This is a genomic window from Agrobacterium sp. T29, from assembly GCF_006970545.1.
GTDB classification, from domain to species: domain Bacteria; phylum Pseudomonadota; class Alphaproteobacteria; order Rhizobiales; family Rhizobiaceae; genus Agrobacterium; species Agrobacterium leguminum.
The window spans coordinates 1,058,841-1,084,969 of record NZ_CP040641.1; the positions used below are offsets into that span (position 1 = coordinate 1,058,841).

22 protein-coding genes and 1 tRNA gene are annotated in these 26,129 nt (G+C 58.4%); 16 read left to right on the forward strand and 7 right to left on the reverse strand.

Features of this window, described 5'->3' with window-relative positions; translation table 11 throughout:
• Positions 1–14 precede the first annotated feature (14 nt).
• The 6 genes from FGF54_RS19885 (at position 15) to FGF54_RS27345 (ending at position 7,451) form a co-directional block, all read left to right on the forward strand.
• Positions 15–1,625 carry an FAD-dependent oxidoreductase gene (locus FGF54_RS19885; RefSeq protein WP_142780874.1) on the forward strand — a complete coding sequence of 537 codons (1,611 nt, stop codon included), beginning with the start codon at positions 15–17 and terminating at the stop codon, positions 1,623–1,625.
• A gap of 29 nt (positions 1,626–1,654) precedes the next feature.
• The gene (locus FGF54_RS19890) at positions 1,655–2,914 is read left to right on the forward strand and encodes a sugar ABC transporter substrate-binding protein (RefSeq protein WP_142780875.1); all 1,260 of its coding nucleotides are present in this window, start codon (positions 1,655–1,657) and stop codon (positions 2,912–2,914) included.
• Positions 2,915–2,962: 48 nt separating this feature from the next.
• Positions 2,963–3,889 carry a carbohydrate ABC transporter permease gene (locus tag FGF54_RS19895; protein WP_142780876.1) on the forward strand — a complete coding sequence of 309 codons (927 nt, stop codon included), beginning with the start codon at positions 2,963–2,965 and terminating at the stop codon, positions 3,887–3,889.
• Positions 3,879–4,721 (forward strand): carbohydrate ABC transporter permease, encoded by an 843-nt coding sequence (locus FGF54_RS19900; RefSeq protein ID WP_078052174.1) that lies wholly within the window; start codon positions 3,879–3,881, stop codon positions 4,719–4,721. Before FGF54_RS19895 ends, FGF54_RS19900 begins: the two co-directional genes overlap by 11 nt.
• Positions 4,722–4,736: 15 nt before the next feature.
• Positions 4,737–5,780 carry an ABC transporter ATP-binding protein gene (locus FGF54_RS19905; RefSeq protein WP_142780877.1) on the forward strand — a complete coding sequence of 348 codons (1,044 nt, stop codon included), beginning with the start codon at positions 4,737–4,739 and terminating at the stop codon, positions 5,778–5,780.
• 168 nt (positions 5,781–5,948) lie between these two features.
• Positions 5,949–7,451 carry a hypothetical protein gene (locus tag FGF54_RS27345; protein WP_168208195.1) on the forward strand — a complete coding sequence of 501 codons (1,503 nt, stop codon included), beginning with the start codon at positions 5,949–5,951 and terminating at the stop codon, positions 7,449–7,451.
• A gap of 81 nt (positions 7,452–7,532) precedes the next feature.
• Here FGF54_RS27345 and FGF54_RS19915 read toward each other — a convergent pair whose 3' ends face one another.
• Positions 7,533–8,453 carry a LysR family transcriptional regulator gene (locus tag FGF54_RS19915; protein ID WP_035265027.1) on the reverse strand — a complete coding sequence of 307 codons (921 nt, stop codon included), beginning with the start codon at positions 8,451–8,453 and terminating at the stop codon, positions 7,533–7,535.
• A 129-nt stretch (positions 8,454–8,582) separates the two neighbouring features.
• Between FGF54_RS19915 and FGF54_RS19920 the strand changes: the two genes are divergently transcribed.
• Genes FGF54_RS19920 through FGF54_RS19955 form a run of 8 tightly spaced genes read left to right on the forward strand, consistent with a single transcriptional unit; the run spans position 8,583 to position 17,627 of the window.
• Positions 8,583–10,133: an ABC transporter substrate-binding protein gene (locus FGF54_RS19920; protein WP_142780878.1), complete on the forward strand. Its 1,551-nt coding sequence runs from the start codon at positions 8,583–8,585 to the stop codon at positions 10,131–10,133.
• Between the two features lie 23 nt (positions 10,134–10,156).
• Positions 10,157–11,038 (forward strand): dihydrodipicolinate synthase family protein, encoded by an 882-nt coding sequence (locus FGF54_RS19925; protein ID WP_142780879.1) that lies wholly within the window; start codon positions 10,157–10,159, stop codon positions 11,036–11,038.
• Between the two features lie 33 nt (positions 11,039–11,071).
• Entirely contained in the window at positions 11,072–12,031 is a 960-nt protein-coding gene (locus FGF54_RS19930; RefSeq protein ID WP_142780880.1) for a nucleoside hydrolase, read from the forward strand.
• A complete protein-coding gene (locus tag FGF54_RS19935) occupies positions 12,028–13,008 on the forward strand; it encodes a nucleoside hydrolase (RefSeq protein WP_142780881.1) in 981 nt (326 codons plus the stop codon). Before FGF54_RS19930 ends, FGF54_RS19935 begins: the two co-directional genes overlap by 4 nt.
• Complete coding sequence (locus FGF54_RS19940; RefSeq protein WP_142780882.1) at positions 13,005–13,979, forward strand: ABC transporter permease; 975 nt, start codon at positions 13,005–13,007, stop codon at positions 13,977–13,979. Before FGF54_RS19935 ends, FGF54_RS19940 begins: the two co-directional genes overlap by 4 nt.
• Complete coding sequence (locus FGF54_RS19945; RefSeq protein WP_035264986.1) at positions 13,979–14,917, forward strand: ABC transporter permease; 939 nt, start codon at positions 13,979–13,981, stop codon at positions 14,915–14,917. Before FGF54_RS19940 ends, FGF54_RS19945 begins: the two co-directional genes overlap by 1 nt.
• Before the next feature lie 4 nt (positions 14,918–14,921).
• The gene (locus tag FGF54_RS19950; RefSeq protein ID WP_142780883.1) at positions 14,922–16,727 is read left to right on the forward strand and encodes an ABC transporter ATP-binding protein; all 1,806 of its coding nucleotides are present in this window, start codon (positions 14,922–14,924) and stop codon (positions 16,725–16,727) included.
• Positions 16,728–16,739: 12 nt separating this feature from the next.
• A complete protein-coding gene (locus FGF54_RS19955) occupies positions 16,740–17,627 on the forward strand; it encodes a ribokinase (RefSeq protein ID WP_142780884.1) in 888 nt (295 codons plus the stop codon).
• Positions 17,628–17,702: 75 nt separating this feature from the next.
• On the opposite strand, the gene FGF54_RS19960 is transcribed toward FGF54_RS19955, so the two are convergent.
• From FGF54_RS19960 to cpdR, 6 genes are all read right to left on the reverse strand, one after another.
• Positions 17,703–19,313 carry an ABC transporter ATP-binding protein gene (locus tag FGF54_RS19960; protein WP_168208196.1) on the reverse strand — a complete coding sequence of 537 codons (1,611 nt, stop codon included), beginning with the start codon at positions 19,311–19,313 and terminating at the stop codon, positions 17,703–17,705.
• A 1-nt stretch (position 19,314) separates the two neighbouring features.
• Positions 19,315–20,445, reverse strand: a complete 1,131-nt coding sequence (locus tag FGF54_RS19965) for an ABC transporter permease (RefSeq protein WP_142780885.1) — start codon at positions 20,443–20,445, stop codon at positions 19,315–19,317.
• Entirely contained in the window at positions 20,438–21,361 is a 924-nt protein-coding gene (gene oppB, locus FGF54_RS19970) for an oligopeptide ABC transporter permease OppB (protein ID WP_003519726.1), read from the reverse strand. Before oppB ends, FGF54_RS19965 begins: the two co-directional genes overlap by 8 nt.
• A 54-nt stretch (positions 21,362–21,415) precedes the next feature.
• Positions 21,416–23,011 (reverse strand): peptide ABC transporter substrate-binding protein, encoded by a 1,596-nt coding sequence (locus FGF54_RS19975; protein WP_078052177.1) that lies wholly within the window; start codon positions 23,009–23,011, stop codon positions 21,416–21,418.
• 434 nt (positions 23,012–23,445) lie between these two features.
• Positions 23,446–23,520: transfer RNA gene (locus FGF54_RS19985), tRNA-Val, on the reverse strand.
• Between the two features lie 81 nt (positions 23,521–23,601).
• Positions 23,602–23,964, reverse strand: coding sequence for a cell cycle two-component system response regulator CpdR (cpdR, locus tag FGF54_RS19990; RefSeq protein ID WP_003497910.1), 363 nt, complete (start codon positions 23,962–23,964; stop codon positions 23,602–23,604).
• A 182-nt stretch (positions 23,965–24,146) separates the two neighbouring features.
• On the opposite strand from cpdR, the gene FGF54_RS19995 reads away from it, so the two are divergent.
• Together FGF54_RS19995 and hisN are read left to right on the forward strand one after the other, a co-directional pair.
• A complete protein-coding gene (locus FGF54_RS19995) occupies positions 24,147–25,031 on the forward strand; it encodes an N-formylglutamate amidohydrolase (RefSeq protein WP_003519728.1) in 885 nt (294 codons plus the stop codon).
• Positions 25,032–25,349: 318 nt separating this feature from the next.
• Positions 25,350–26,126, forward strand: a complete 777-nt coding sequence (gene hisN / locus FGF54_RS20000) for a histidinol-phosphatase (RefSeq protein ID WP_142780886.1) — start codon at positions 25,350–25,352, stop codon at positions 26,124–26,126.
• Positions 26,127–26,129 lie beyond the last annotated feature (3 nt).

Consider the following 26,129-nt stretch of genomic DNA (forward strand, 5'->3'; position numbering starts at 1 on the left):
AAAGAGAACCTGACGTGAGAGAATACAATGCAGATATTCTTGTGGTTGGCGGCGGGCTTGGCGGCGTGGCCGCGGCACTTGGGGCCCTGCGCAATGGCCGCAGCGTTATCCTGACCGAAGCATTTGAGTGGATTGGCGGCCAGCTGACCAGCCAGGCCGTACCGCCCGACGAACACAGCTGGGTTGAACAGTTCGGGATCACCGCCAGCTATCGCGCCTTGCGCACGGGTGTGCGGCAATATTACCGCGATCATTATCCGCTCACCGACACAGCCCGGGCCGATCTGACGCTCAACCCCGGAGACGGCAACGTCTCTCGCCTGTGCCATGAACCACGCGTTTCGCTGGCGGTGATGGAGGCAATGCTTGTCCCTTACGCGGCCGGCGGCAAGCTGACCATCCTCAAGCCCTATGAGCCGATATCAGCGGAGGTCGACGGCGACACCGTGCGGGCCGTGACGCTACGCCATTGCAATACCGGCGATCTCGTTTCCTGCTCGGCCCGCTATATCATCGACGCGACCGAATTGGGCGATCTGCTGCCGCTGACCGCAACTGACTATGTCACGGGTTTCGAAGCCCAATCCGAAACCGGCGAGCCGAGCGCGCCGGCGGAGGCGCAACCGGACAATCAGCAAGCCGTCTCTATCTGCTTCGCCATCGATCAGGTTGACGGCAATCATGTCATCGACAAACCTGCCCGGTACGACCACTGGCGTCAGGTTGCCCCCGAATTTTGGGGCGGCCCGCTATTGAGCTGGGACTCGCCCAATCCGCGCACACTGGAGCGCAGCCGCCGGTTCTTCGATCCCAACCCAGCCGACAACGCAACACGCGACGTTGCCGACCAGCGTCACAGCGCCGGCGATATGAGCCTGTGGATATTCCGCCGTATTGCCGCCCGCCATACATTTCGACCCGGTGCCTATGCCAGCGATATCTGCCTCGTGAACTGGCCGATGATCGATTATTTCGAGGCACCGATCATTGATGTTACCCCAGAACAATATGCCGAGCGGCTGGCCGATGCGGCTAGTCTGTCCTATTCCATGTTCTACTGGATGCAGACCGAGGCGCCTCGCCCGGATGGCGGTCAGGGCTTTCCGGGCCTGCGTCTGCGCGGCGACATTACCGGCACGGAACATGGCCTGGCCATGGCGCCCTATATCCGTGAAAGCCGTCGCATTCGTGCCCTGACCACGGTGGTCGAGCAGGATCTGTCGCTTGCGGTGCGCGGCGATCGCGGCGCGGTGCACTACCCCGACAGTATCGGTATCGGCATGTACCGCATCGACCTTCACCCCTCGACAGGCGGCGATAACTATATCGATGTCGGCGCCTGCCCTTTCGAAATTCCGCTGGGTGCCCTTATTCCCCGCCATAAAACGAACCTGCTGGCGGCATCCAAGAATATCGGCACCACGCATATCACCAATGGTTGTTACAGGCTGCATCCGGTCGAATGGAACATTGGCGAAGTGGCCGGCATGCTGGCCGCCTACTGCCTCGACAGGGGCGAGACCCCGCATGGCGTCCATGCCAATGAAAAGCGCCTGGCGGAGTTTCACACCCACATCGAACGCCAAGGGGTGGAGCGCCATTGGCCTGATATTCGCGGCTACTAGCTAATACGTATAATCGGGGAGGATTATTCATGCGCAGGAGTATAGTGAAAATTGCATTGACCGGTTTTCTGGTCACATCCGGGCTGGTTTCGCCGGCTTTGTCGCAGGAATTGCGGATGGCCATATGGAGCGCCAACGAAGCCCATCTGGCTCTGTTCAACGAAATCGCCGATGAGTTCGAGGCGAGCCATCCCGGCGTCAAGATCACCTACGATTCGCTTGCCTACGAAGGCTATGCCACCACTCTGACAACCCAGATCGCCGGCGGTAATCCCCCCGATCTGGCCTGGCTGTTCGACACGACCGCGCCGGACTTCATGGCGGCCGGGGCGCTTTATCCCCTCACCGAAACCTTTGCCAATACCGAAGGTTACGACATGGGCGACTTCCCCCCGGCAACGCTCACCGCCTGGTCGTATGAAGGGGTACAATATCTCTATCCGTTCTCGACATCGCCCTTCGGCGTCTTTGTTAACAACGACATGATCCGGGCGGCGGGCGCAAAGACGCCCGCCGAGATGATCACTGCCGGCGAATGGAACTGGGACAATGCCATTGCGACGGCCGCAAAAGTCGCGACGACCGGCAAACAGGGATTGATCATTCGTGATTTCGAATACAAGGCGTGGGAGAATCTTGCCGAAATCTATACCGGCTGGAATGCCTATCCCTGGTCGAAAGATACCAAATCCTGCGCTTTTGCCAGCCCGGAGATGGTTGAGGCCATGCGCTTCATCCACGATGCGATCTTCGTGAAGAAGGCCATGCCGGGGCCTGGCGTTTCGGCCGATTTCTTTGCCGGGGATGCGGCGATGACGACCACCCAGATCAGCCGCGCATCGCTGCTGCCGAAAGGCGACAAGGCCTTCGACTGGGATCTCGTGCCATTGCCTACAGGACCTGCAGGCGACTATGCCGTTACAGGTCGCGCAGGCATTGGCGTCATGGCCAGCGGCAAAAACCCGAAGCTCGCGGCGGAATTCCTCGCGTTTTTCTCCTCCAAGCCTAATGTAGCCAAGCTCGCGCGGTTTTTCCCGCCGGCGCGGCAAAGTCTGCTCACTGCCGATGTGCTCGCGGCCGCCAATCCGTTGCTGTCGCGCGAGCAGATAGAGGCCGTGGTCATTCGTGGCGTCGCCACCGGTCAATCAACGCAACAGGTTCTCAATTTTGCCCGGCTACAACAGACCGTTCGCGCTGGCCTCGACGGTCTCTGGCGACCCGATGCCGATGTCGCGGCTGTTCTGCAAGCGCTTTGCAGCCGTCTTGACCCATTGCTGGCGGCCAATTGACGCTTCGCAGTCATCCGGTGGATGCGAAAGGCAGAAGGAAGAAGAGCCATGACGCTTGCCCTCCAAACAGCGCAAACAGAGGCCCGGCGCGGTTTCTGGACCATGGCGCGGCGTGACGCCGCCATCGGTTATCTGTTCATCGCACCGCAACTCATCGGTATCGTCGTTTTCGTGCTCGTCCCGCTGGTGCTGGTCTTCTGGTATTCGCTGCATGAGTGGAACGTGCTGGCGGGATCGTTCCGGTTCACCGGCGCGGCCAATTACCAGAAGCTGCTCAGCGACCCGGCCATAGGCGAAGTACTGGCCGTGACCGCCGTGTTCTCGGCCGGGCTTGCCCTGCTCAATATGAGCCTGGCGCTGGGGCTTGCGTTGCTCTTAAACCAGAAGCTGGCCTTCATGACCGTGTTCCGCACACTGTTCTTTTCGCCTGTCGTGGTGTCGCTGGTCGCCTGGACGATTGTGTGGAGCTTCTTGCTGCAGAATAATGGCGGCATCAACGGCCTCCTGCAAATGATCGGTGTCGAGGGTCCCAACTGGCTGCGCCACCCAACGACAGCGATGATCTCGGTCATCGTCGTGCAGGCGCTTAAGAATCTCGGCCTCAACATGATCCTGTTTCTCGCAGCACTGCAGGGCGTGCCGCGGGAACTGTTCGAAGCCGCGCGCGTCGACGGTGTGCCGCGCTTCAAGCAATTCTATCGCATCACCCTGCCGATGATCAGCCCGACGATCCTGCTCGCCTCCATCGTCACCATCGTCGGCGCGTTGCAGGTCTTTGCGCAGATCATGATCCTCACGCAGGGCGGGCCGGGTTTTTCCACGACGGTTCTCGTTTATTACCTCTATCAGCAGGCCTTCCAGTTCTACCTCTTCGGTTACGGTTCGACACTCTCCATCATCCTGCTGGTCATTGTCGGCGCTCTCACCTTCATCCAATGGCACTTGCGCAGAAAGTTCGTATTCTATGAAAACTGAACTCAGCCCACGCGCGCAGGCGCTGATCTATTTCATACTCTGCGTGCTGCTTGTCCCCTTCGTCTTCCCGACCTGGTGGATGGTCACGTCGTCGGTCAAACCCGTCAGCCAGATATTTGCCTTTCCGCCGGATATCTGGCCGCGCGCCTTCGATTTTTCCTCCTATTCCGACGTCTTCAGAATACAGCCCTTCGCGCTGCAATACTGGAACTCCGCCTATATCGCGGCGATCGTCACCATCGGCACCATGGCAGTGGCGTCGATGGCCGGATATGCCTTTGCGCGTATCAGGTTCCCCTTTGCCAACGCCATCTTCATGGTGGTTCTGGTGGGGTTGCTGATCCCATCCGAAGTGACGCTGGTTCCGTTGTTCCGGATGTTTCTCAAATGGGGCATGATCAACACGCATTGGCCGCTGATCCTGGTGCCGATCTTCGGTGCGCCGGCGGTCTTCGCCACCTTCATCATGCGCCAGTTCTTCATCTCCCTGCCCGTGGAACTGGAAGAAGCCGCACGGGTCGATGGCCTCGGCCGGCTAAAGATATTCTGGACCATCGCCCTGCCGCTTGCCCGTCCGGCGCTGGCCGCCGTTGCAATCTTCACATTTCTCGGCAGCTGGAACCTTTATCTCGAACCCATCGTCTTTCTTTCCAGCCCCGACAAGTTCACCCTGCCCCAGGCGCTGACACAATTTACCGACGCCTACGGCGGACCGATGTGGAACATCCAGCTTGCCGCCGCGACGATGACCGCCATCCCCGTACTCATCGTCTTCATCGTTGCGCAGAAACAATTCGTCGAAGGCCTCGCCCATACCGGGCTTAAAGGCTAATCGAAAGGCTGACCCATGGCACCCGTTACCCTTAGATCCGTCAAGAAAAGCTATGGCGCATTCGCCACCATCCACGGCGTCGATATCGATATTGCCGATGGCGAATTCGTTGTCCTCGTCGGCCCTTCGGGCTGCGGCAAATCCACCCTGCTGCGGATGATCGCAGGCCTTGAAACCGTTACCAGCGGCGATATCTCTATCAGCAGCCGTATCGTCAACGAGATCGAGCCGAAAGACCGCGACATCGCCATGGTCTTCCAGAACTACGCGCTTTATCCGCACATGAACGTAGCGAAAAACATGGCTTTTTCGCTTGAACATCGCGGCGGCAGCAAGGCCGAGATCGCCGAGCGGGTGAGCTGGGCAGCGGAGATATTGGGGCTGACGCCGTTGCTCGAACGCTTCCCCCGCCAGCTTTCCGGCGGGCAACGGCAGCGTGTCGCCATGGGCCGCGCAATCGTCCGCAATCCTCAGGTTTTTCTGTTCGACGAACCGCTCAGCAATCTCGATGCCAAGCTGCGTGTGGTGATGCGCGGTGAAATCAAGGCTTTGCACCAGCGTCTCGGGGTCACGACCGTTTATGTCACGCATGATCAGGTGGAAGCCATGACCATGGCCGACAAGATCGTGGTGATGAATGCCGGACGGGTCGAGCAATGCGGAGCGCCGCTCGAGCTTTATGACCGGCCCGTCAATCCCTTCGTCGCCGGTTTCATCGGTTCCCCGGCAATGAATTTCATCAAGGGACGATTGACCGCCGATGGTTTCGAGGCTGACGGCGTCGTCCTGCCCCTCCCGCCCGGCCCTGCCACAGGCGAAGCGATCTACGGCATCCGCCCGGAACATTTCGAACTGGTCAACCATGGCCTCACCGCAACCGTTTTATTGGTGGAGCCGATGGGGTCGGAAACGCAGGTCACGATGATGATCGGCGATCACCAGGTCATCGGTGTCTTCCGCGAGCGCGTACAAGCGCAGCCGGGCGCGACCATCCAGGTTCAGCCGGATCTGGCATCGATCCACCTGTTCGATGCCAGAACCAGTCAACGCCTCAACTAGCGTCGATGAAAACCGGAAGCGTGCGTATAGAACCGTCGCGGAAATCGCGGCGCAGGGCAGAATTCAATGATTAAAAATCACTGCCCACAGAAGCCGCTTGGTGTTGAAACTGGGATAGACAGTCCGAAATCGGCATGTCAGGTGTTGGAAAAGCTGCAACCGGAGGGCATGCAAATTCGCACGACCACAACGCGCCGCAATATCGGCCTGATCCGCCTCCTCTTTCTCACTGCCGGTCTGACATTCCCTGCAACGATAGCTGTCAGCCCCGCACAGGCGGCAGAGAGCGTGACCGTGCCGCCTTATGCGCCTGCCGTCGGCACTGAGCTTCATTATCGGGTTCAAAAAACGACCGAAACCGATATGTCGCTTTGGTTCGACAAGCCGGAAGCATCCTCCGTTGTCATGCGTGGCGATTTCCGTCAATCGGCAACGGTTCTGTCGCGGAACGACGAGGGGATGCGTGTGAAATGGAAACTTTCCGCAGACATTCCCTCGGATGCGACGGGTGCTGCGGATTCCTATGCGATGAACGCCATGTTCCGCAATTCGCTCGCCGCTTATGGTGTCGAGGAACTGGAATTCGACGCGGATCCGAGCGGTGCTCCGGCGGCGCTTGTCGGCGCCGATCAGATCATTGCCAATTTGGAAAGGCTCCTGTCCACGTCCTCGTCGGATAACACGGCCTCCCGCATGCTCCAGACCGTTAAAGGTAATCCTCTTGTCGTGATCAACGTGCTTGCGCCGGAAAGCATGATCCTTGCGCTCGGGCAGTCCTCCGAAGCTTTCACGACAGATATCGGGCAGGAATGGACGGTTGCGGGAAGCGAAGAACTGAAGGGGGTGCTCGTTCCGACAAGCACCGTCTGGAAACTTGAAGCCGCCGACAAGGCCCGGCAAACAGCCACATTCAGCGCGACGGTCACCTACGATCCGGCTGCCCTGCTGCAATCCCAGCAATCTTCGATAGATGGCATGATCGCAAGCTTCGCAGACCGGGCGAAACAACTGACCGATGCGCAACTGGCGCAGGCCAGAAGCGCCGGCAAGTCGCGGACTGTGACCTATGTGAATTCAACACGCGACGGCTCGACAATCGAAGTGCTGGAAAACACGGTCGCAAGTGTTGGCGGCATGAAGGTCACCGTGGGTGTGCATATCTGGCGAGAGGATCAGCCACCGGTCCTGCCTGCACCGCATGCCTGGACCGCCGAGACCCTGTCTGGCCAACGCGTTGAGCCGCTACCTCAAAACAATACGCAGGCTTCGATCGATCTGGACCATTACCGCCCAAAGGCCGACGCCGATACCGCTTCCTCTCCCAACCAGAAGGAGGGTGGCAAAACCTCTGCCGACAGCGGTGGGGACGTTGCACCGATTTCGCTCAAGGTCGCAAAGGTGAAAACCTCGATCAATCCCACTGCCGGACCTGCGGTGGAAATTGCGTTGACACCGGAAAGCGCCAAGGTCTTCGAGGATTTCACACGCGCGGCTCTCGGGCAGAAGACCCAGCTGCTGGTTGACGGAGACGTCATCTTCGAACCGGTCGTGAGAGAGCCGATTATGGGCGGCAGCGTCACCATCAGTGGCCTTGATTCAGCGCAAGCTCTGGCCGTCGAACGGAAATTGTCGTCTTCCAAGGCCACGATCATTGTGCGGTTGGCGCCATAATCCTGCAAAAGGGAAATGGCGGTCGCTGCTGGTCGCCAAAGGACGCGAGCAAGGCAATAACCGGGAGCGATCCGTATCTCCTCAAGACTCTCGTAGTGTTAGATACGAACCAAGGTCTCCTGCGGCGCTCATCATTTGACGGATGCGCTCAATCAACTCATCAAGAACAGCAATTCTCTGCGCACCGATTGGCCGTATCGCGTAGTAGGACACTTCGATCTTCGGTTCGAATGGTATCGCCACCACTTCGGCACCGGCAGAACGCAGGCTGGTATGATCCACGATGCCAACGCCCATGCCCGCCGATGCAAAGTGGCAGCAGTTCAGCATTGACGTTTCCATCGTGCTTATCGGTTGGTGATCTTCGATTGAGAAGGCGCGGTCGAGCGCTAGCCTGAGCGGAGAATTGCGGCCGGGAATGAGCACTCGTTCATCGAGAAGGTCATTTGGCGTGACGACCCGGCGGGATGCCAGTCGATGATCTGCCGTCATTGCGGCAACGGCATAGGAACTGTGCAGAGGCGTGGCGTTCTTGTCCGCCATTCTAGGAGAGCCGAAAACCAGCCCGAGATCATAGCGGTTCTGGTCGACCATATCCCATATATGCCGGCTGTTTTCGACGTCGATCACCAGCGGAATATCCAGCCGGTCGCCAATGGTTTCGACAATCGCCCGATGCAGGTAGGGGCGAACCAGCGATGTTACGCTGCCAATGCGTAGAACGGTGTTCTTGTGCGCGCGTATGTCGTCGGCGGCCTGGGCAATCTGGTCGAGGCCGAGATAAAGCCGCTCGACCTCCCGATAAAACTGTGTGGCTTCGGCGGTTGGCACCAATCTGGCGCCCACGCGTTCAAACAGCCGCATTTGAACGATCTCTTCGAGATCGCGGATAAGGCGACTGACGGCCGGCTGGGTGACGTTCATGGCTTCGGCCGCGGCAGTAATGCCACCGGTCATCATCACCGCTCGAAACGCTTCGACCTGCCTTGGTTTCAGTCTCACCTGGTTTCCTTCCATAACATTGCGGCATGGCTTAAGTACAAAATGCAATTTTTCTTTTGCCAGGTAAAACGTTAATTCGTCTTTTACCCGCAGGGAGCGCGGGCCGGACAACCTGGAGGAGTCCCCGTCATGAAGTTTTCTGTTTTCGCAGCCGCATTGGCAGCGTCTGTTTTCGCCATGCCGTTCGCGAGCGAGGCCCGGGATCTGACCGTTGGTCTGTCCGCCTCCACGACGTCCATGGACCCGCAATTTTATGTCGTCGGCCCGAACAGTGCGATGGCGCGCAACATTTTCGATGGCCTCGTCAATCAGGACGACAAGCAGCAGATCCAGCCGGCGCTCGCAGTTTCCTGGAAAATCGTCGACGACAAGACCTGGGAATTCAAGCTGCGCGAAGGCGTGAAATTCCACGACGGCAGCGATTTCACTGCTGAAGACGTGGTCGCCAGCATCAAGCGCATTCCACTTGCCTCTACCAACAGCCCAAGCTCGTTTGCCGCTTACGTGAAGGCTATAACCGAGGTCGAAGCCGTCGATCCGCTGACGGTCCGTATCAAGACTGCCGGCCCAACGCCGCTTCTGCTCAACAATCTCAGTCGTATCGCGATGCTTCCGGCCGAAATGGAAAAGGTTACGACGGGCGAAATGAACACCGGCAAGGGTGTTATCGGCACCGGCCCGTTCAAATTCGTTTCCTGGTCGCCGGACGATAATGTCGTTGTTGCGCGCAATGATGCTTACTGGGGAGAAAAAGCTGCCTGGGACAAGGTGACCTTCCGGGTCTTCAAGAACCCGAGCGCGCGCGTTGCCGCCATGCTTTCGGGCGATGTCGATATGATCGAAAGCATCCCGACGGCCGATACCCGCCGGCTCGAGGCATCCGACAAGCTGAAGGTCGTCAACATTGCCGGCAACCGCATCATGTATCTGCACATGGACCAAGCCCGCGAAGAATCGCCTTTCGCCAAGGGCCCGAACGGCAAGAACCCGCTCCTGAAACCGGAAGTGCGCCGCGCTCTGTCCCTGTCAATCAACCGCGAAGCGCTGGTCGACCGCATCATGGACGGGCAGGGTGTGCCGGCCGGCCAGGTCGTGCCGGAAGGTTATTTCGGTTATGATCCCGCCATCAAGGTCGACGCCTATGACCCGACAAAGGCCAAGGAACTGTTGGCGAAGGCCGGTTATCCCGACGGTTTCCAGCTGACCTTCCATGCATCGAATGACCGTTATCCGAACGATAGCAAGATTGCGCAGGCCATCGGCCAGTTCTTCAGCCGCGTCGGCGTGAAAACCGAAGTCGCCACCCTGCCGGGTAGCGTCTATTTCACCCGCGCCTCGAACCTCGAGTTTTCGTTCATCATGGGCGGCGCCGCCGTCGAAACCGGTGAGGCTTCGGGCGTTCTTGGACCGATCCTCGAGACCTACGGCGAAAAGGCCGGTCAGGGCAATCGCGGTCGTTATTCCAACCCGGAATTCGACAAGGCCCTGAACGAGGCCCGCTCGACGCTCGACGACGCCAAGCGTGAGGAGCTTCTGAGGAAGGCCACGGAAATCGCGATGACGGATCTCGGCGTCATTCCGGTTTTCTATCTCGCCAACACCTGGGCGGTGAAGAGCGATATCAACTATGCGGGTCGTTCCGACGGTTACACGCTTCCCTACTACGTGAAGCCGAACTGATCGAAGAAAAGGAGCGGTCCACCATGTCTTTCAGCGGTGTATTTCCCTATCTCGTTTCCCCGGTCGATAGCGCCGGCGAGGTGATGCCAGGTGTGCTGACGGATCTGGTGGACCACCTGGTCGACGCGGGCGTGCATGGTCTGACGCCGCTCGGCAGCACGGGTGAATTTGCCTATCTCTCCCAGGAGCAAAGACGCCGCGTCGTCAATACCGTGATCTCGGCCAATCGCGGCCGGGTTCCCGTTGTCGCCGGCGTGGCGTCGACTTCCACTGCCGACGCCGTTGCCCAGACGGAATATATGGTCGCGGCCGGCGCGGATGGCATTCTGGCGATCCTCGAAGCTTATTTTCCGGTCAGCGACGAGGGTGTGGAAGCCTATTTCACTGCGATCGCCAGGGCGGCCAAAGGCCGTCCGGTGGTGCTCTATACCAATCCGCAGTTCCAGCGTTCCGATCTTTCGTTGCCGGTTATCGAGCGACTGAGCCGGGTCGATAATATCCGCTACATCAAGGACGCCTCGACCAATACGGGGCGCCTGCTTTCCATCATCGAGCGGACCCGCGGCCGGATGGAGGTATTTGCAGCCTCCGCGCACATCCCTGTCTGCGTGATGATGATTGGCGGCGTGGGCTGGATGGCCGGCCCGGCTTGCATCGTGCCCAAGCAGAGCATTGCGCTCTATGAGGCGGCCAGGGCCGGTGACTGGACGCGTGCGATGGACCTTCAGCGGCCGATGTGGAAGGTCAACGAGATTTTTGCGAAATATTCGATCGCCGCCTGCATCAAGACGGCGCTCGATCTGCAGGGTTTTGCCGTCGGTGCGCCGATGCATCCGCAAATGCCGCTCGGCGAAGCCGCGCGAGCGGAAATCGCCAGTGTGCTGCGCGATGTCGGCGCGCTCTGAGTTTTCTGATCCCACACATTGAAGGCATTGAGAATGAAGCCGATTTCGATCATCGTCGATTGTGATCCCGGTATCGATGACACGATTGCCCTGTTGACCGCATTCGTGTCGCCGGAACTTAAGATTCTGGGCATCACGCCGGTCTGTGGCAACCAGCCGCTGGAGCGCACGGTGCGCAATGCGCTGCAGGTCTGCGAACTCGGCAATCGTGCCGACATCCCGGTCTATGCCGGCTGCTTCCGGCCGATGCTGCGTGAGCCGATCCACGGGCAGTTTCATGGCAAGACAGGTCTCGGCAACACCGTATTGCCGGAACCGGTGAAGAAGGCGGAAGAGACGTCCGCCGTCGATTTCCTGATCGACGCGCTGGGCAAGGCCGCCGAACGGGGCGAGCGTATCACGCTCTGCTGCCTGGGACCGCTCACCAATGTCGCGGTTGCCTTGCGCATGAAGCCACAGATCGCCGAAGGCATCGAACGCATCGTCATGATGGGCGGCGCTTATCGCGAACCGGGCAACCGCACCATGACCTCGGAATTCAACGTTCTGGCCGACCCGCATGCCGCACATGTGGTGTTTTCGAGCGGCATTCCGCTTGTTGCCCTGTCGCTGGATGCCACGCATCAGGTCATGTTGAAGCCGGAGCATGTCGCCGAGTTTTCGCGTGTCAGCGGCCGTATTTCCGAAACATTGGCCGAGTTGATGGCGTTTTGGGATCGCAACGATGTGCGCCGTTATGGTTCGCGTGGCGGCCCGCTGCACGATCCCCTGGTCATGGCCTATATTCTTGCGCCACATCTGTTCGAAACCCAGAGGGCACGTGTTTTCGTTGAGTATGAAAGCGAGCTTTGCATGGGCCAGACGATTGCCGACTGGTACGGCAAGAGCGGCCTGGAGCCGAATGCCGACATCGTCACCAAGGTCGATGCGGAAGGCGTGATCGCTTTCTTCCTCGAACGTCTGTCGCGTTATGCCGAAAAGGTCGTCGCATGAAACCCCACAAGGTCATCATCGATGCGGATCCGGGCGTGGACGATGCCGCCGCCATTCTGATGGCGCTTGCCTCGCCGGAAATCGAGGTTCTGGGACTGTCCATTGTCGCCGGCAATGTGCCGCTTCGCGATACGGTCGCCAATGCCTGCAAACTTGTCGGCCTGAGCGGACGGCGTGATGTGCCGGTTTATGCCGGTGCCAGCGGTCCGCTGGTGCGTGAACAGGTCTATGGGAAATATGCCCGCATCGGCGCTTTCGACGATACGCTGGTCAAGGCCGGCGATATCGTTGCGGCGGAAGAAAACGCGGTGCGTTTTATCGTCCGCACGGCGCGGGCGGCGGCAGCGGCAGGCGAGCCGGTCACCATCTGCGCTATCGGGCCGATGACCAATGTGGCGCTGGCATTGATCCAGCACCCGGACGTTGCCCGCGGCATTCGCCGGATCGTTTCGATGGGGGGAGCTTTCACCGCACTTGGCCATCGCACGCCATGGGCCGAATTCAACATCTATGCCGATCCGCACGCCGCCGAAATCGTCTTCCAGTCCGGCGTTCCGATTGTGTTGATGCCGCTCGACATGACCTTCCAGGCGCTGTTTACGGCCAAACATTTTGAACGGTTCCGTGCCGGCGGCGAAGCGGGCGATGCCCTTTTCAATCTTTTCTCGACCTTCGACCGCAGCGACGTCAAACGTTTCGGCCGACCCGGCGGACCGATCCACGATGCGACGACGATCGCGTGGCTGATCCGACCGGAATTGTTCACCAGCCGCGAGGCTTTTGTCGGCGTTGAGGTCACCGGCCTCACGATGGGTTACACCTACGCCGATTTCTACAAGAAGATGGACCGGGCGGCGAACACCACCGTCGTCACCGATGTCGACGAGGCCGGTTTCATCGAATTGCTGATCGAGCGCATCGCCCGCCATGGCGGTGCAGCGCTCGGCAGAAAAACCCTGGGAGGCTCAAGCTCATGAGCGGATATCTTCTAAGCCGGTCGCTACAAACCGTGCTCACGCTTTTTGTCATGTCGGTTCTGGTCTTTGTCGGCCTCTATCTCGTCGGCAATCCGGTTGACGTTCTGCTGAGCCCGACTGCGACACCGGCGGAACGCCTGCAGGTCATCCAGTCCTTCGGCCTCGACAAGTCGGTTTGGGAACAATACTGGCTGTTCCTCACGCGAGCGCTTTCCGGCGATCTCGGCAATTCCTTTGTGTTCAACCAGCCGGCGCTGACCCTGATTTTGAACCGCATGCCGGCAACGCTGGAACTTGCCTTCGTCGCGCTGTTCATGGCGCTTGTTATCGGCATTCCGCTCGGCGTTTATGCCGGCCTCAAGCCGAAGGGCTTTATTTCCAAGTCGATCATGACCTTCTCGATCCTCGGTTTCAGTCTGCCGACGTTCTGGATCGGGCTCGTCATGATCATGCTGTTCAGCGTCTATTTAGGCTGGTTGCCCGCATCGGGTCGCGGTGAGACTGTCAACGTCCTTGGCGTGCCGCTCAGCCTCTTCACGTTCGATGGTTTGACGCATCTGCTGCTGCCGGCCTTCAATCTGGCGCTGTTCAAGATTTCGCTGGTCATCCGTCTTACACGCGCCGGTGTGATGGAAACCATGCAGCTCGATTTTGTTCGTTTCGCCCGCGCCAAGGGTCTGCCGGAACGCCGTATCGTCACCGTGCATGTGCTGAAGAACACGCTGATCCCGTTGATCACCGTCATCGGTCTGGAACTTGGCTCGCTGATCGCTTTCGCTGTCGTCACGGAAACGATCTTTGCCTGGCCGGGCATGGGCAAGCTGATTATCGACGCTATCGGCGTTCTCGACCGTCCCGTCATCCTCGCCTACCTGATGATCACCGTGGTGATGTTCAGCGTCATCAATCTTCTGGTCGACATTCTGTACTCCATCGTCGACCCCCGCGTTCGCCTTGAGGGGAATTCGTGATGACCGACAACAACAGCTCGACCGTTTCGGTTCATGCCGCCGCAAACAGCGGCGCGAAATCCACCTCGCGTTCCCCCGCACGGGAGGTTGTCCATGCGCTGCTGCACGACAAGCTCGCGCTCGTCGGCATCATACTGGTGACGATCTTTATCGTGGCTGCCATTTTCGCGCCGGTCATCGCGCCGCAAAATCCGTATGATCTGGCTCAGCTCGACATTCTCGACGGTCGCCTGCCACCGGGTTCGGAAAGCATGTCGGGCATGACCTATCTGATCGGCACCGACACGCAGGGCCGCGACCTGTTCAGCGCCATTCTCTATGGCCTGCGCACCAGTATCCTCGTCGGCCTCTCCAGTGCGGCAATCGCGCTCGTCATCGGCGCATCGATCGGCCTCACCAGCGCTTATGTCGGCGGCCGGCTGGACTCGGTGCTGATGCGTATCGTCGATATCCAGCTCAGCTTCCCCGCGATCCTGATTGCGCTGATTTTCCTCGCCATTCTCGGCCAGGGCGTCGACAAGATCATTCTGGCGCTGGTGGTGACGCAATGGGCTTATTATGCCCGCACGATCCGCGGTTCGGCGCTGGTCGAGCGCAAACGCGCCTATGTCGATGCCGCCCGCTCGATGGCGCTGCCGGACCGCAACATCCTATTCCGGCACATTCTGCCGAACTGCCTGCCGCCGCTGATCGTCGTCGCCACCATGCGCGTCGCTTATGCCATCATGCTGGAAGCAACGCTTTCCTTCCTCGGCATCGGTCTGCCGGTGACGGAACCGTCCCTTGGTCTGCTGATCTCGAACGGCTTCGAATACCTGCTTTCCGGTGACTACTGGATCAGCTTGTTCCCGGGCATCGCCCTTCTGTTGCTCATCGTCGCGATCAACCTGATCGGCGATTCCCTGCGCGACATCCTCAATCCGCGTCGTGAGGGCTAAGATCATGACCAATCCAATTCTTTCGATTTCCAATCTCAACACGGCCTTCCGCGTCGGTGGCGAGTGGCGCAATGTCGTGCATGATGTCAGCTTCGATATCGCGCCGAAGGAAACCGTCGCCGTTGTCGGTGAATCCGGTTCGGGCAAGAGCGTCACGGCGATGTCGATCATGCGGCTTCTGTCGCCGGGCAATTCGCGCGTGGCCGGAAAGATCGAGTTCGAGGGCAAGGATCTTCTGTCGATCCCGCTTGAAGACATGCAGAAAATCCGCGGCAATCGCATTGGCATGATCTTTCAGGAGCCGATGACCTCGCTCAATCCGGTGCTGAAGATCGGTGCGCAGATCACCGAGGTCCTGCGCCAGCATCGCGGTATGACGGAAACCGAAGCGCAGGCGGAAGCCGTGCGGCTTCTGGAAAAGGTTCGCATTCCTTCGGCAAAGTCGCGGCTTAACGAATACCCGATGAATTTTTCGGGCGGCATGCGCCAGCGTGTCGTTATCGCGATTGCGCTTGCCTGTGATCCCAGGCTGCTGATCGCTGACGAACCGACGACGGCGCTCGATGTGACCATCCAGGCGCAGATCCTCGAACTCATCAAGACATTGCAGGAAGAGGAAGGCATGTCCGTTCTCTTCATCACCCACGACATGGGCGTTGTTGCGGAAATATCCGACCGTACGGTGGTGATGTATCGTGGCGAACAGGTTGAGACCGGCACGACGCATGATCTCTTTGCCGGCGCCAAACATCCCTATACCCGCGCGCTGTTGTCGGCAGTACCGCAGCTTGGCTCGATGACTGGCAAGGATCGTCCGTTGCGGTTTCCGCAGGTGGACATGGCAACCGGGGAAATCCAGCCGGTCAAGCCGACCGAGGATACGGTCAAGCGCAATCACCCACCGATCCTCAAGGTCGACAACCTGATTACGCGCTTTCCGATCCGGAAGGGCTTCCTGCGCAAAACCGTCGGCTGCATCCACGCGGTCGAAGGCGTATCGCTGGAACTGCGTCAGGGGGAAACCCTGTCGCTGGTCGGCGAATCCGGTTGCGGTAAATCTACCACCGGCCGCTCGATCATTCGGCTGACCGATGCGGTATCCGGTGAAGTGCAGATTAGCGGCAAGAATGTACTCACGGCCGGCAAGAGTGACCTTGCCGATATCCGCCGCGAAGCGCAGATGATCTTCCAGGACCCGTTCGAAAGCCTCAATCCGCGCATCCGCGTCGGCCAGGCGATCGCCGAGCCGATCATCACCCATGGTCTGGCGCCAGCTTCGCAAGCGCGTCAGCGCGTTGGTGACCTTCTGGAACGTGTCGGCCTTTCCGCTTCGATGGCGGACCGCTTCCCGCACGAATTTTCCGGCGGCCAGCGTCAACGCGTCTGTATCGCCCGCGCCCTGGCGCTGGAACCGAAGCTCCTGATTGCCGACGAGTCGGTGTCCGCGCTCGATGTTTCGGTCAAGGCGCAGGTCATCAATCTGATGCTGGACCTGCAGGAAAAATACGGCCTCGGCTATCTCTTCATCAGCCATGATATGGCGGTTGTCGAGCGCATCAGCCACCGCGTCGCCGTGATGTACCTCGGAGAGATCGTCGAAATTGGCCCGCGTCAGGCCGTCTTCGAAAACCCGCAGCATGAATATACCAAGCGGCTGATGGCGGCGGTCCCGATTGCCGATCCGTCGCGCCGACAGACACGCCGTATCTCCAATGACGAGATCAAAAGCCCGTTCCGCGCTGCCGATTATGTGCCGCCGAAGCGGACCTATGAAGAAGCCGGCGAAGGCCACTTCGTTCAGATCGCTTAAGGAAACCGCGTCATGATCATCACCTTCGGCTCAATCAATGTCGACTTCGTTTATGAGGTCGAGGACATGCCGCAGCCGGGCCAGACGCTGCTTGCCAAACGTTTCCGCACGGAAGCCGGCGGCAAAGGCGCCAATCAGGCGCTTGCAGCGGCCCGGGACGGTGCCGAGGTGGTGATGGTGGGCGCGGTCGGGCAGGATGGTCTGGCCGAGATCGGCTTGCAGAACCTGAAGGCGGCAACGGATATCAGCCGCGTCGCCTCTCTTGGCGAACCGACCGGCAATGCCTCGATCCATATCGACGCCAGGGGTCGGAATATGATTGTGGTGGCGGCTGGCGCCAACCTCGCGGTTTCTTCGAATTGCGTGGAGGAGGATTTGTTGCAACGGGCCAATGTCGTGCTCATGCAAATGGAAAACGATGTGGCCGAAGTGGAAAAGCTCATCCGCCGCACGCATGCCTCAAAGGCCATCTCGATCCTCAACCTCGCACCGGCATTTCCTTTGTCGGAAGAAGTTCTGTCTTTGTGCGATCTGATTGTCGTCAATGAAGACGAAGCCGGGGCTTTAGCCGGTTGGCTCGGTTGCGATGCATCAGCAGAGGCCTTGTCTGTGCGTCTTGGCACCGGCGTTCTGCGCACACTCGGCGGGGATGGGGCGGAAGCCTGCGCGTTTGGCGAATATGTTCGTATCGCGGCCATGCCCGTCGACGTAAAGGACACAACGGCAGCCGGCGATTGTTTCGTCGGCGTGCTTGCCGCAGGACTGGACTGCGGCTTGCCGCTGAAGGCGGCGATGCGGCGGGCGTCGATCGCTGCAGCGCTGACATGCTCGCGAAAAGGCAGTCAGAGCAGTATTCCCGAGCGGCGGGTTACGGATTCCGTCGAAAATAGGTGCAACTAACCTGGCCGCATGACGTTGCCGCTCTTTTTCAAGTGGTTCAGGGCCAGAGAAGGCCTGCCACGGCCGTGCTATAATCTATGGTGCCGCTTCCACTGAAAAAGCAGATTTGATGAGTGTTTCGGTATATTCAGCCGTCGGACTGTTGAATATGGCATCCGTTTCTCCTTCCTCCACAATCTTCCCGTTTCTCATGACGATGACGTAATCCGAAATCGCCTTGATGACAGAAAGGTCGTGGCTGATGAAGATGTAAGAAAGGCCATGCGTCTTCTGCAAATCACGTAGTAGATCGATAACTTGTCCCTGAACGGATCGATCCAGTGCGGATGTCGGTTCGTCGAGAATGACGACATCCGGTTTGAGGATGATCGCGCGGGCGATTGCGATACGCTGACGTTGTCCGCCCGAAAACTCGTGAGGGTAACGGTTGCGAGCGGCGGGATCGAGACCGACTTCTTTCAGTGCTTCTATTGCCCGCTTGTCCCGTTCCGCTCGGCTCAGCCGTTGCTCATGCACAAACAGGCCTTCCGTGATGATCTCTCCGACCGTCTGTCTTGGCGAAAGCGAGCCATAGGGGTCCTGGAACACGAGCTGCAGACGCCGCCGCAATGGCCGCATTGCCTTCCGATCAAGTCCGGTAATTTCCCGCCCGCCGAAGAAAATACGGCCATCTGCCACAATTAGACGCAGAAGCGCACGACCGAGCGTGGACTTGCCTGACCCGGATTCACCGACGATGCCTATGGTCTGTCCCTGATGAAGGTTGACATTGACGCCGTCGACGGCTCGGAACCTGCGAGACTTCGACAAGAAGCCACCAGGAATTGTATAATCGATCGTCACGCCCTGGCCGGAGAGGACGACCGGCGCCTCTGTACTAATTGCCGGCTTGTGCCCGCTGGGTTCGGCATCGAGAAGCATCCTGGTGTAATCCGCCTGCGGGCGATCGAAGATATCTTCCGTCGCACCAGACTCGACAATCTCCCCACGGCGCATGACAGCCACACGATTGGCAAAATGGCGGACCACGCCAAGATCGTGCGTGATCAGGACGATGGCCATGCCGAAGCGTTGTTGCAACGACTTCAGAAGGTCGAGGATTTGCGCCTGGATCGTCACGTCAAGCGCAGTGGTCGGCTCATCCGCAATCAGAATATCCGGTTCATTCGCGAGAGCCATGGCGATCATGACGCGCTGGCGCTGGCCACCGGAAAGTTCGTGGGGATAGCTGTCTATACGCCGCTCCGGATCGGGAATTCCCACGAGCTTCAGAAGTTCGAGAACGCGGGCGCGCGCTTCTTTTTTGCTGCCGCCCCTGTGGTGGAGGATCGGTTCGGCGATTTGCGCGCCGATCCGGTAGAGAGGATCGAGCGAGGTCATCGGCTCCTGGAAAATCATGGTGATTTTCGCACCCCGGATATTGTTCAGCTCGCCGACCGGCAGACCGATCAGCTCTCGTCCGCGATATTTTGCCGAGCCTTCAATAACGCCGTTGGATGCTAGCAGCCCCATGATGCCCATCATGGTCTGGCTTTTGCCGGAACCGGATTCTCCGACGACGGCAAGCGTTTCGCCCTGCTTGACGTCAATATCGATGCCCTTGACGGCTTTCACCGTGCCGTCCGGCGTTGTGAAATCGACCTTGAGATTACGGACGGTGAGGATGGTTTCAGATGTCGTATTCATGTCAACGATCCTTGGGATCGAGTGCATCACGCAACCCGTCACCCACAAAATTCAGCGAAAACAGGGTGAGTACGAAGAAGATCGCCGGGAATATCAGGAGCCACGGGGCCGATTGGATATTGTTGGCGCCTTCGGAAATCAGCGCACCCCAGCTCGTAAGCGGCGCCTGCACGCCAAGACCGAGGAAGGAGAGGAAGCTTTCCAGAAGAATGACTTTGGGTACGACGACCGTGACGAACACGACGACGGGCCCGATCGTATTCGGGATGATGTGACGGCGGATGATCTGCCAGTCGCTCAAACCCAAAGCCTGTGCGGCGCCCACAAATTCCCGCCGTTTCAGGGCAAGCGTCTGACCGCGGACGATACGCGCCATATCCAGCCATTCCACCGCACCGATGACCAGAAAGATCAGGATGAAGCTGCGGCCGAAAAACACCACCAGAACGACCACCAGAAAGACAAAAGGCAGCGAATAGAGGATTTCGACGAAACGCATCATGACATTATCGACACGCCCACCGATATACCCCGCAGTTGCGCCGTAAAGCACGCCGATTCCGAGCGAAACGAGGCTGGCGAGAACGCCGACGGCGATTGAGATTTGCCCCCCCAGCATCACGCGCGCCAGCATGTCGCGACCGTTCGAATCCGTGCCGAAGAGGAAGTATTCGCGGTTGACGTCGCCTTCCAGCTTCAGTGTTCGCCCCTCATCTTCGGTGGCGATGACCTTTGTGTTTTCGAATTCGTTGGCGCGGTCGAAATAGCGTGTGGTGCGCGGGTCAATCGGGCTGCTGGAGGTGACGGTTGCCGTGAAGGTCTGCCCTTCGACGGAGAATTCCTTCAACTCCACGCGCGCCCGGCTGGCAACACCCTCCATCACGCCCTGAAGGTTGTTCACATCCGGGCGCGGCTCAAGGCTCGGCGGGACGGAGACATAGGACGAAAACACCTGATCGTAGGTATGTGTGAGGAAATGCGGACCGATGAACGAGAAAAGCGTGATCAGCAGCAGCATGACGGAACCTGCCATGGCGGCTTTGTTTCGTTTGAAACGCAGGGCTGCCAGCTGGAACAGGCTTCGGCTTTTTACCAATGGTTGAGGGGCAATATTGCCGGGGATATCAGTCATGTCTGACCCTCGGATCCAGCAGGCCGTAGAGAATATCGACCACGAGATTGAACAGGATGACAAAAATGGCGACGAGAACGACGGTTCCCATCACCAACGTATAGTCACGATTGATCGCACCAAGAACGAAGTAGCGGCCGACACCCGGAATAGTGAAGATCGTCTCGATGACTGCCGAACCCGTCAACAGTGCTGCGGCGCAGGGAGCCAGATAGGAAACGACCGGAAGCATCGCCGCACGCATGGCGTGGAATACCACCACGCTGCGCGCTGGAAGGCCATAAGCCTTGGCGGTGCGGATGTGGTCCATCCGCAAAGCCTCGATCATTGCACCGCGTGTCAGGCGCGCGATGACCGCAAGCTGCGGTAAAGCGAGCGCGATCATCGGAAGGATGAGATATCGCAGCGATCCGTCGCCCCAGCTGCCGGCGGGCAGAAGACCGAGTATGACGGCAAAGACAAGCGTGAGAACGGGTGCGACAACGAAGTTCGGCACGGTAACGCCAACCGTCGAAATCGACATGATCGAGAAATCGAAGGCACTGTTCTGCCTGAGCGCAGCCAGAGTACCGGCAAGAACGCCGCCCACCAGCGCCAGCAAAAGAGCATAGCTGCCAAGTTCCAGCGAATAAGGCAGACCCTTGCCGATCAACTGCGCGACGGTATTGTCCTTGTAGACGTAGCTCGGACCGAAATCGCCGGTGACGGCATTGCCGAGATAGATGAGATACTGGCGCCATAATGGTTCATCCAGATGATAGGTTCTCATCAGGTTTTCCATCGTCTGCGGCGGCAGGGGACGTTCAAGATTGAACGGACCGCCCGGTGCGAAACGCATCAGGAAAAACGAAATCGTGACGACGATAAACAAAGTCGGCACCGCACTCGCCAAACGGCGCAGGATAAACGAGATCATGCTTTTTCGGGCTCCGGCATGGCACGGTGGTGTGAGCCACCGTGCCGACGCTGCTTATTCGGAAACGCTCAGGAAGCGGCTGAGGTGTGCGTTGGCAGCGTTGTCGACCCAACCCTTGACGCGGTTGGAAACCAGCCAGAGATCGGCCTGCGTCAGAAGCGGAACAACCGGCTGTTCCTTCATGAGGATGGTTTCTGCCTCATGCAGGAGCTTGGAGCGAGCGGCAGGATCCTTCTCGTCGTAGGACTTCTGCATCAGCGCGTCATATTCGGCGTTGTTGAACTTGGAATAGTTGAAGGTCTTGTTGGAAGATACCGAAAGCGCGAGGAAGTTTTCGGCATCCGCATAGTCGGCAACCCAACCGGCACGCGCCACGTTGAATTTGCCGCCTTCCTGAAGGTAACCATAGTGCGAGGCGACGTCGAGGTTCACCAGCGACACCTTCGCGCCGAAGGTGTTCTTCCACATATCAGCGATAGCCGTCGCGACGCGTTCATGGTTCGGGTTGGTGTTGTAACGGATTTCGATGGAAAGCGGCTTGCCGCCCTCACCGTAACCAGCGTCCTTCATGAGCTTGAGGGCTTCGTCTTCGCGATCAAGCTGAGACAGCGTGGCAAAGTCGGCCTTTGCCGGCTCTTTGTAGGAATCCATGCCCGGAGGAACCATGGAGTAGGCCGGAATCTGAGAACCGCTATAGATTTCCTTGGCGAGGAAATCACGGTCCACTGCCATGGAGAGCGCCTGGCGGACACGGACATCGTTATACGGCGCTTCGCGGGTATCGAAGGTGTAGTAATAGGTGGCAAGCGTCGGCGAAACGTGAACCTGTTCGCCGTAGGCCTTGCGCAGACGGTCGATCTGATCCGCGGAAAAGTTGTAGGCGAGGTCCATTTCCTTTGCTTCGAAACGACGAACGGATGCGGCCTGATCGTCGATCGGGTAGAAGATGACCTTGTCGATCTTGGTGTTGGATGCATCCCAGAAACTGGTGTTCTTGACGACCGTCAAGCTGTCATTGGGAACATGCGCTTCGAGTTTATAGGCGCCGTTCGAGACCATGACGCCGGGCTTTACGAAGTCGGTGCCATTCTTTTCGTAGCTTGCCTTGGAGATTGGCAGAGCCGCCTGGTGAGAAAGGAGTTCAAGGAAGAAAGGTGTCGGGCGCTCGAGTGTGATCTCAAGGGTCTTGTCATCCACCGCCTTGACGCCAAGCTGGTCAACCGGAACATCGCCCTTGTTGATCTTTTCGGCGTTCTTGATCGGGTAAAGAATATTTGCATATTTTGCTGCAGTCTTTGGATCTTCGACGCGCTGGTAGGAGAACACAAAATCTCCGGCCGTTACCGGCGTGCCATCCGACCACTTCGCATCCGCACGCAGTTTGAACGTGTAGACGGTGCCATCCTCAGACAGTGTCCAGCTTTCCGCCGTACCGGGAACGATCTTGCCGGCGGCATCGTAAATGGTGAGACCTTCATAAAGGTCTTTCAGGATAAAGGCTTCGATGTTGATGGAGGTCTGCGCCTGATCGAGCGTCTGCGGTTCCCCGGCATTGCCGCGGTGTAGAACTGTTTCTGCAAGTGCAGAACTCGCCCCAATCAGAAGCGATCCTACCAGCAGAGTGGCGCGAGTTGTTGTTTTTATGGACATCGTTTTCTCTCCCCGTGAAGATTTTGAGTCTACAAACAAGGCGATATTGCTCCGAAGCGCAACAACAATAAATTGTGAGTTGATGGGAAGCCTTGACCTCAGCAGACAAAGAAAACCGCCCAAATGGGACCTGTGATCGCTACAGATCGCGATAAGCCACCCCATGTGTTGATGACCACAGCCGGTTCGAACGCCTTATTGGAAAGCGCCGTAACCTCATCGATGCTCTTTCAATGTCCGGACTGTCGACGACTGACCTGAATACCCCAGAGCAGAAATCGGAACCCGGGGGTAATACCTGCGCGATACGAACCTTATCTCCGAACCGCGTGGCATCGAAGACGGTAAGGCAGATGTAAGTGTCACTCGCTGGGGGCCACTATGTAAAAAGGCCCTGCGATCTCTCGCAAGGCCTTGATACTTAAGAATTCGGATGGTGGGCGTGACAGGGATTGAACCTGTGACCCCTACGATGTCAACGTAGTGCTCTCCCGCTGAGCTACACGCCCTCCGTGGCGGCGGATAGACCACAAAACCGGTTCATGCGTCAACTGCTTTTTTTCGGTTTTGTGAAGGTTTTTTGAGAGGCCTTACGCCACAAGGAGTTTGTTGACCTCATCCACCAGATCGCGCAGATGGAACGGCTTGGAAAGCACCTTGGCGTCCTTCGGGGCCTTCGAATCGGCATTCAGCGCAACGGCTGCAAAGCCGGTAATGAACATGACTTTCAGGTCCGGATCGAGTTCGGTCGCGCGCCGCGCAAGCTCAATGCCGTCCATTTCGGGCATGACGATATCGGTCAGCAGAAGCGAAAAGGGCTCTTCGCGAAGCCGGTCATAGGCGCTGGCGCCATTGTCGAAGGAAGAAACCTTGTAACCGGCTTTTTCCAGCGCCTTGACGAGGAAGCGGCGCATATCGTTGTCGTCTTCAGCGAGAAGAATTTTCTGATTCATCATAAGTGACCGTAACTACTCAATGTTTGGAATACCCTAGCCCGATTATAGGATTTTCACGGTAAATATCCTGTGAACGCGTGAATCGGTATAGCGCTGATTGGGCGATAGTATGGACTTGCCGCGCCGTAACTGGCAACATGAACATCCTGATAGTTTTACGACATGGTAAATGACCCTGAATGGACTGGATAACGGGTGAATATGAGCTGTTCGAAGTAACGGAACCTGCCGTTCAAACCCTGCCATTCGTCTATAATTCCCCCCATAGCGGCCGCTGCTACCCGATTTCCTTCCTGGAATCGGCAAGGCTCGATTCGCACGAGATCCGCCGCTCCGAAGATCACTTCGTCGACGAGCTGTTTGCGGCAGCACCGGAGATCGGCGCGCCGCTTCTCAAAGCGAATTTCCCGCGCGCCTATCTGGACGTCAATCGCGAGCCCTACGAACTCGATCCCCGCATGTTCGAAGGCACGCTTCCGCCTTATGCCAATATCGGCTCCATGCGGGTCGCAGGCGGTCTGGGAACGGTGCCGCGCATCGTCGCCGAGAATATGGATATCTATGCCCACCGCCTGCCGGTCGACGAGGCGCTTTCGCGGATCGAGACGATCTACAAGCCCTATCATGCCTGCCTGCGCCGCCTGCTGTCTCGCACCCACGCCAATTTCGGAATGGCGGTGCTGATCGACTGCCATTCCATGCCTGGCAATATCCGCGTTGCCGGCTCGAATCTCAGGCCGGATGTGATCATCGGCGATCGCTACGGCACCAGCGCATCCCAAGAAGTCTCCCGCGCCGCGCTGCATTTTCTTGAGGAACTGGGTTTCGTCGCGGTCTGCAACAAGCCCTATGCCGGCGGCTTCATCACCGAACATTATGGCCGACCCATCCGCTCTCTCCATGCGCTGCAGATCGAGGTCAATCGGGCGCTTTACGTGGACGAAAAGACGCTTTTGAAAAAAGCCGATTTTCCCGCCATTCAGGCGTCGCTTGAAATCTTCATGCGTCAGCTCGGCGCCTTCGTTTCCGAATACGCGATAGAAACGTCGCTGGCTGCCGAATAGCAGCTCGAATTATCCGCTATTTCAATCTTTTATCCCGGATCGTCTGGCGGCCCGCCGGACAAAAAAAACCGCGCCTTGGCGCGGTCAAGTCTAGGGAGGAAACACCCAAGGAGGGTATTTACAGTCAAAGACTGTAGGATCACGCTACGCAGTAATTGCACAATTGTCAATCATTTTATTTTATGCATATTTTTTAGGCTTATGCTGAAAATATGGAAACACCGGCGCCTTCATTCGTATGAGTGGACGGCGGATGCGATTCCGGTCTATGCATTGCCCCATAGAATTCAGACCCAATATTCAGGCAATGAGGTTCGCATGCTGCCCGACCGGGATTTCTTCTTCAAACTTGCCGATGCCGCCAGCGCTGAAACGCTTCCCCGCTTCCGCACGGGCATTGCCGTCGCCAACAAAGAGGATGGCGGCTACGATCCGGTGACGGAAGGCGATCAGGCGGCAGAAACAGCCATTCGCGCCCTGATCGAGGCCCGTTTTCCACAGCATGGCATTCTGGGCGAAGAACACGGCAATATCGGTCTCGACCGCGAGCATATCTGGGTGATCGACCCGATCGATGGCACCCGCGCCTTCATTTCCGGGGTGCCGGTCTGGGGCACGCTGATCGGCTTCCAGTCGGCCGGCCGCGCCACCATGGGCATCATGGACCAGCCCTTCACCAAAGAGCGTTATTTCGCCGATGGCGAGGCGGCCTGGTATTTCGGGCCGGATGGCGAGCGGAAAATCCGCACGCGCGACTGTGCTTCGCTATCCGACGCCGTGCTGTTCACCACGAGCCCCCACATCTTCACCGCGGAGGAGAAGACCCTGTACGAAAAAGTGCAGGATCAGGTCCGCCTTTTCCGCTACGGCGTGGATTGTTACGCCTATTGCCTGCTTGCGGCGGGCCACGTCGATCTGGTGATCGAATCCGGCCTGAAGCCTTATGATGTCGGCGCGTTGATCCCTGTCATCGAACAGGCCGGCGGCATCATGACGACCTGGGATGGCGGGCGTCCGGAAAATGGCGGCCGCATTCTCGCAGCCGGCTCAAAGGCGGTGCACGAACAGGCGCTCGCCATTCTCTCAAAACTTTGAGGC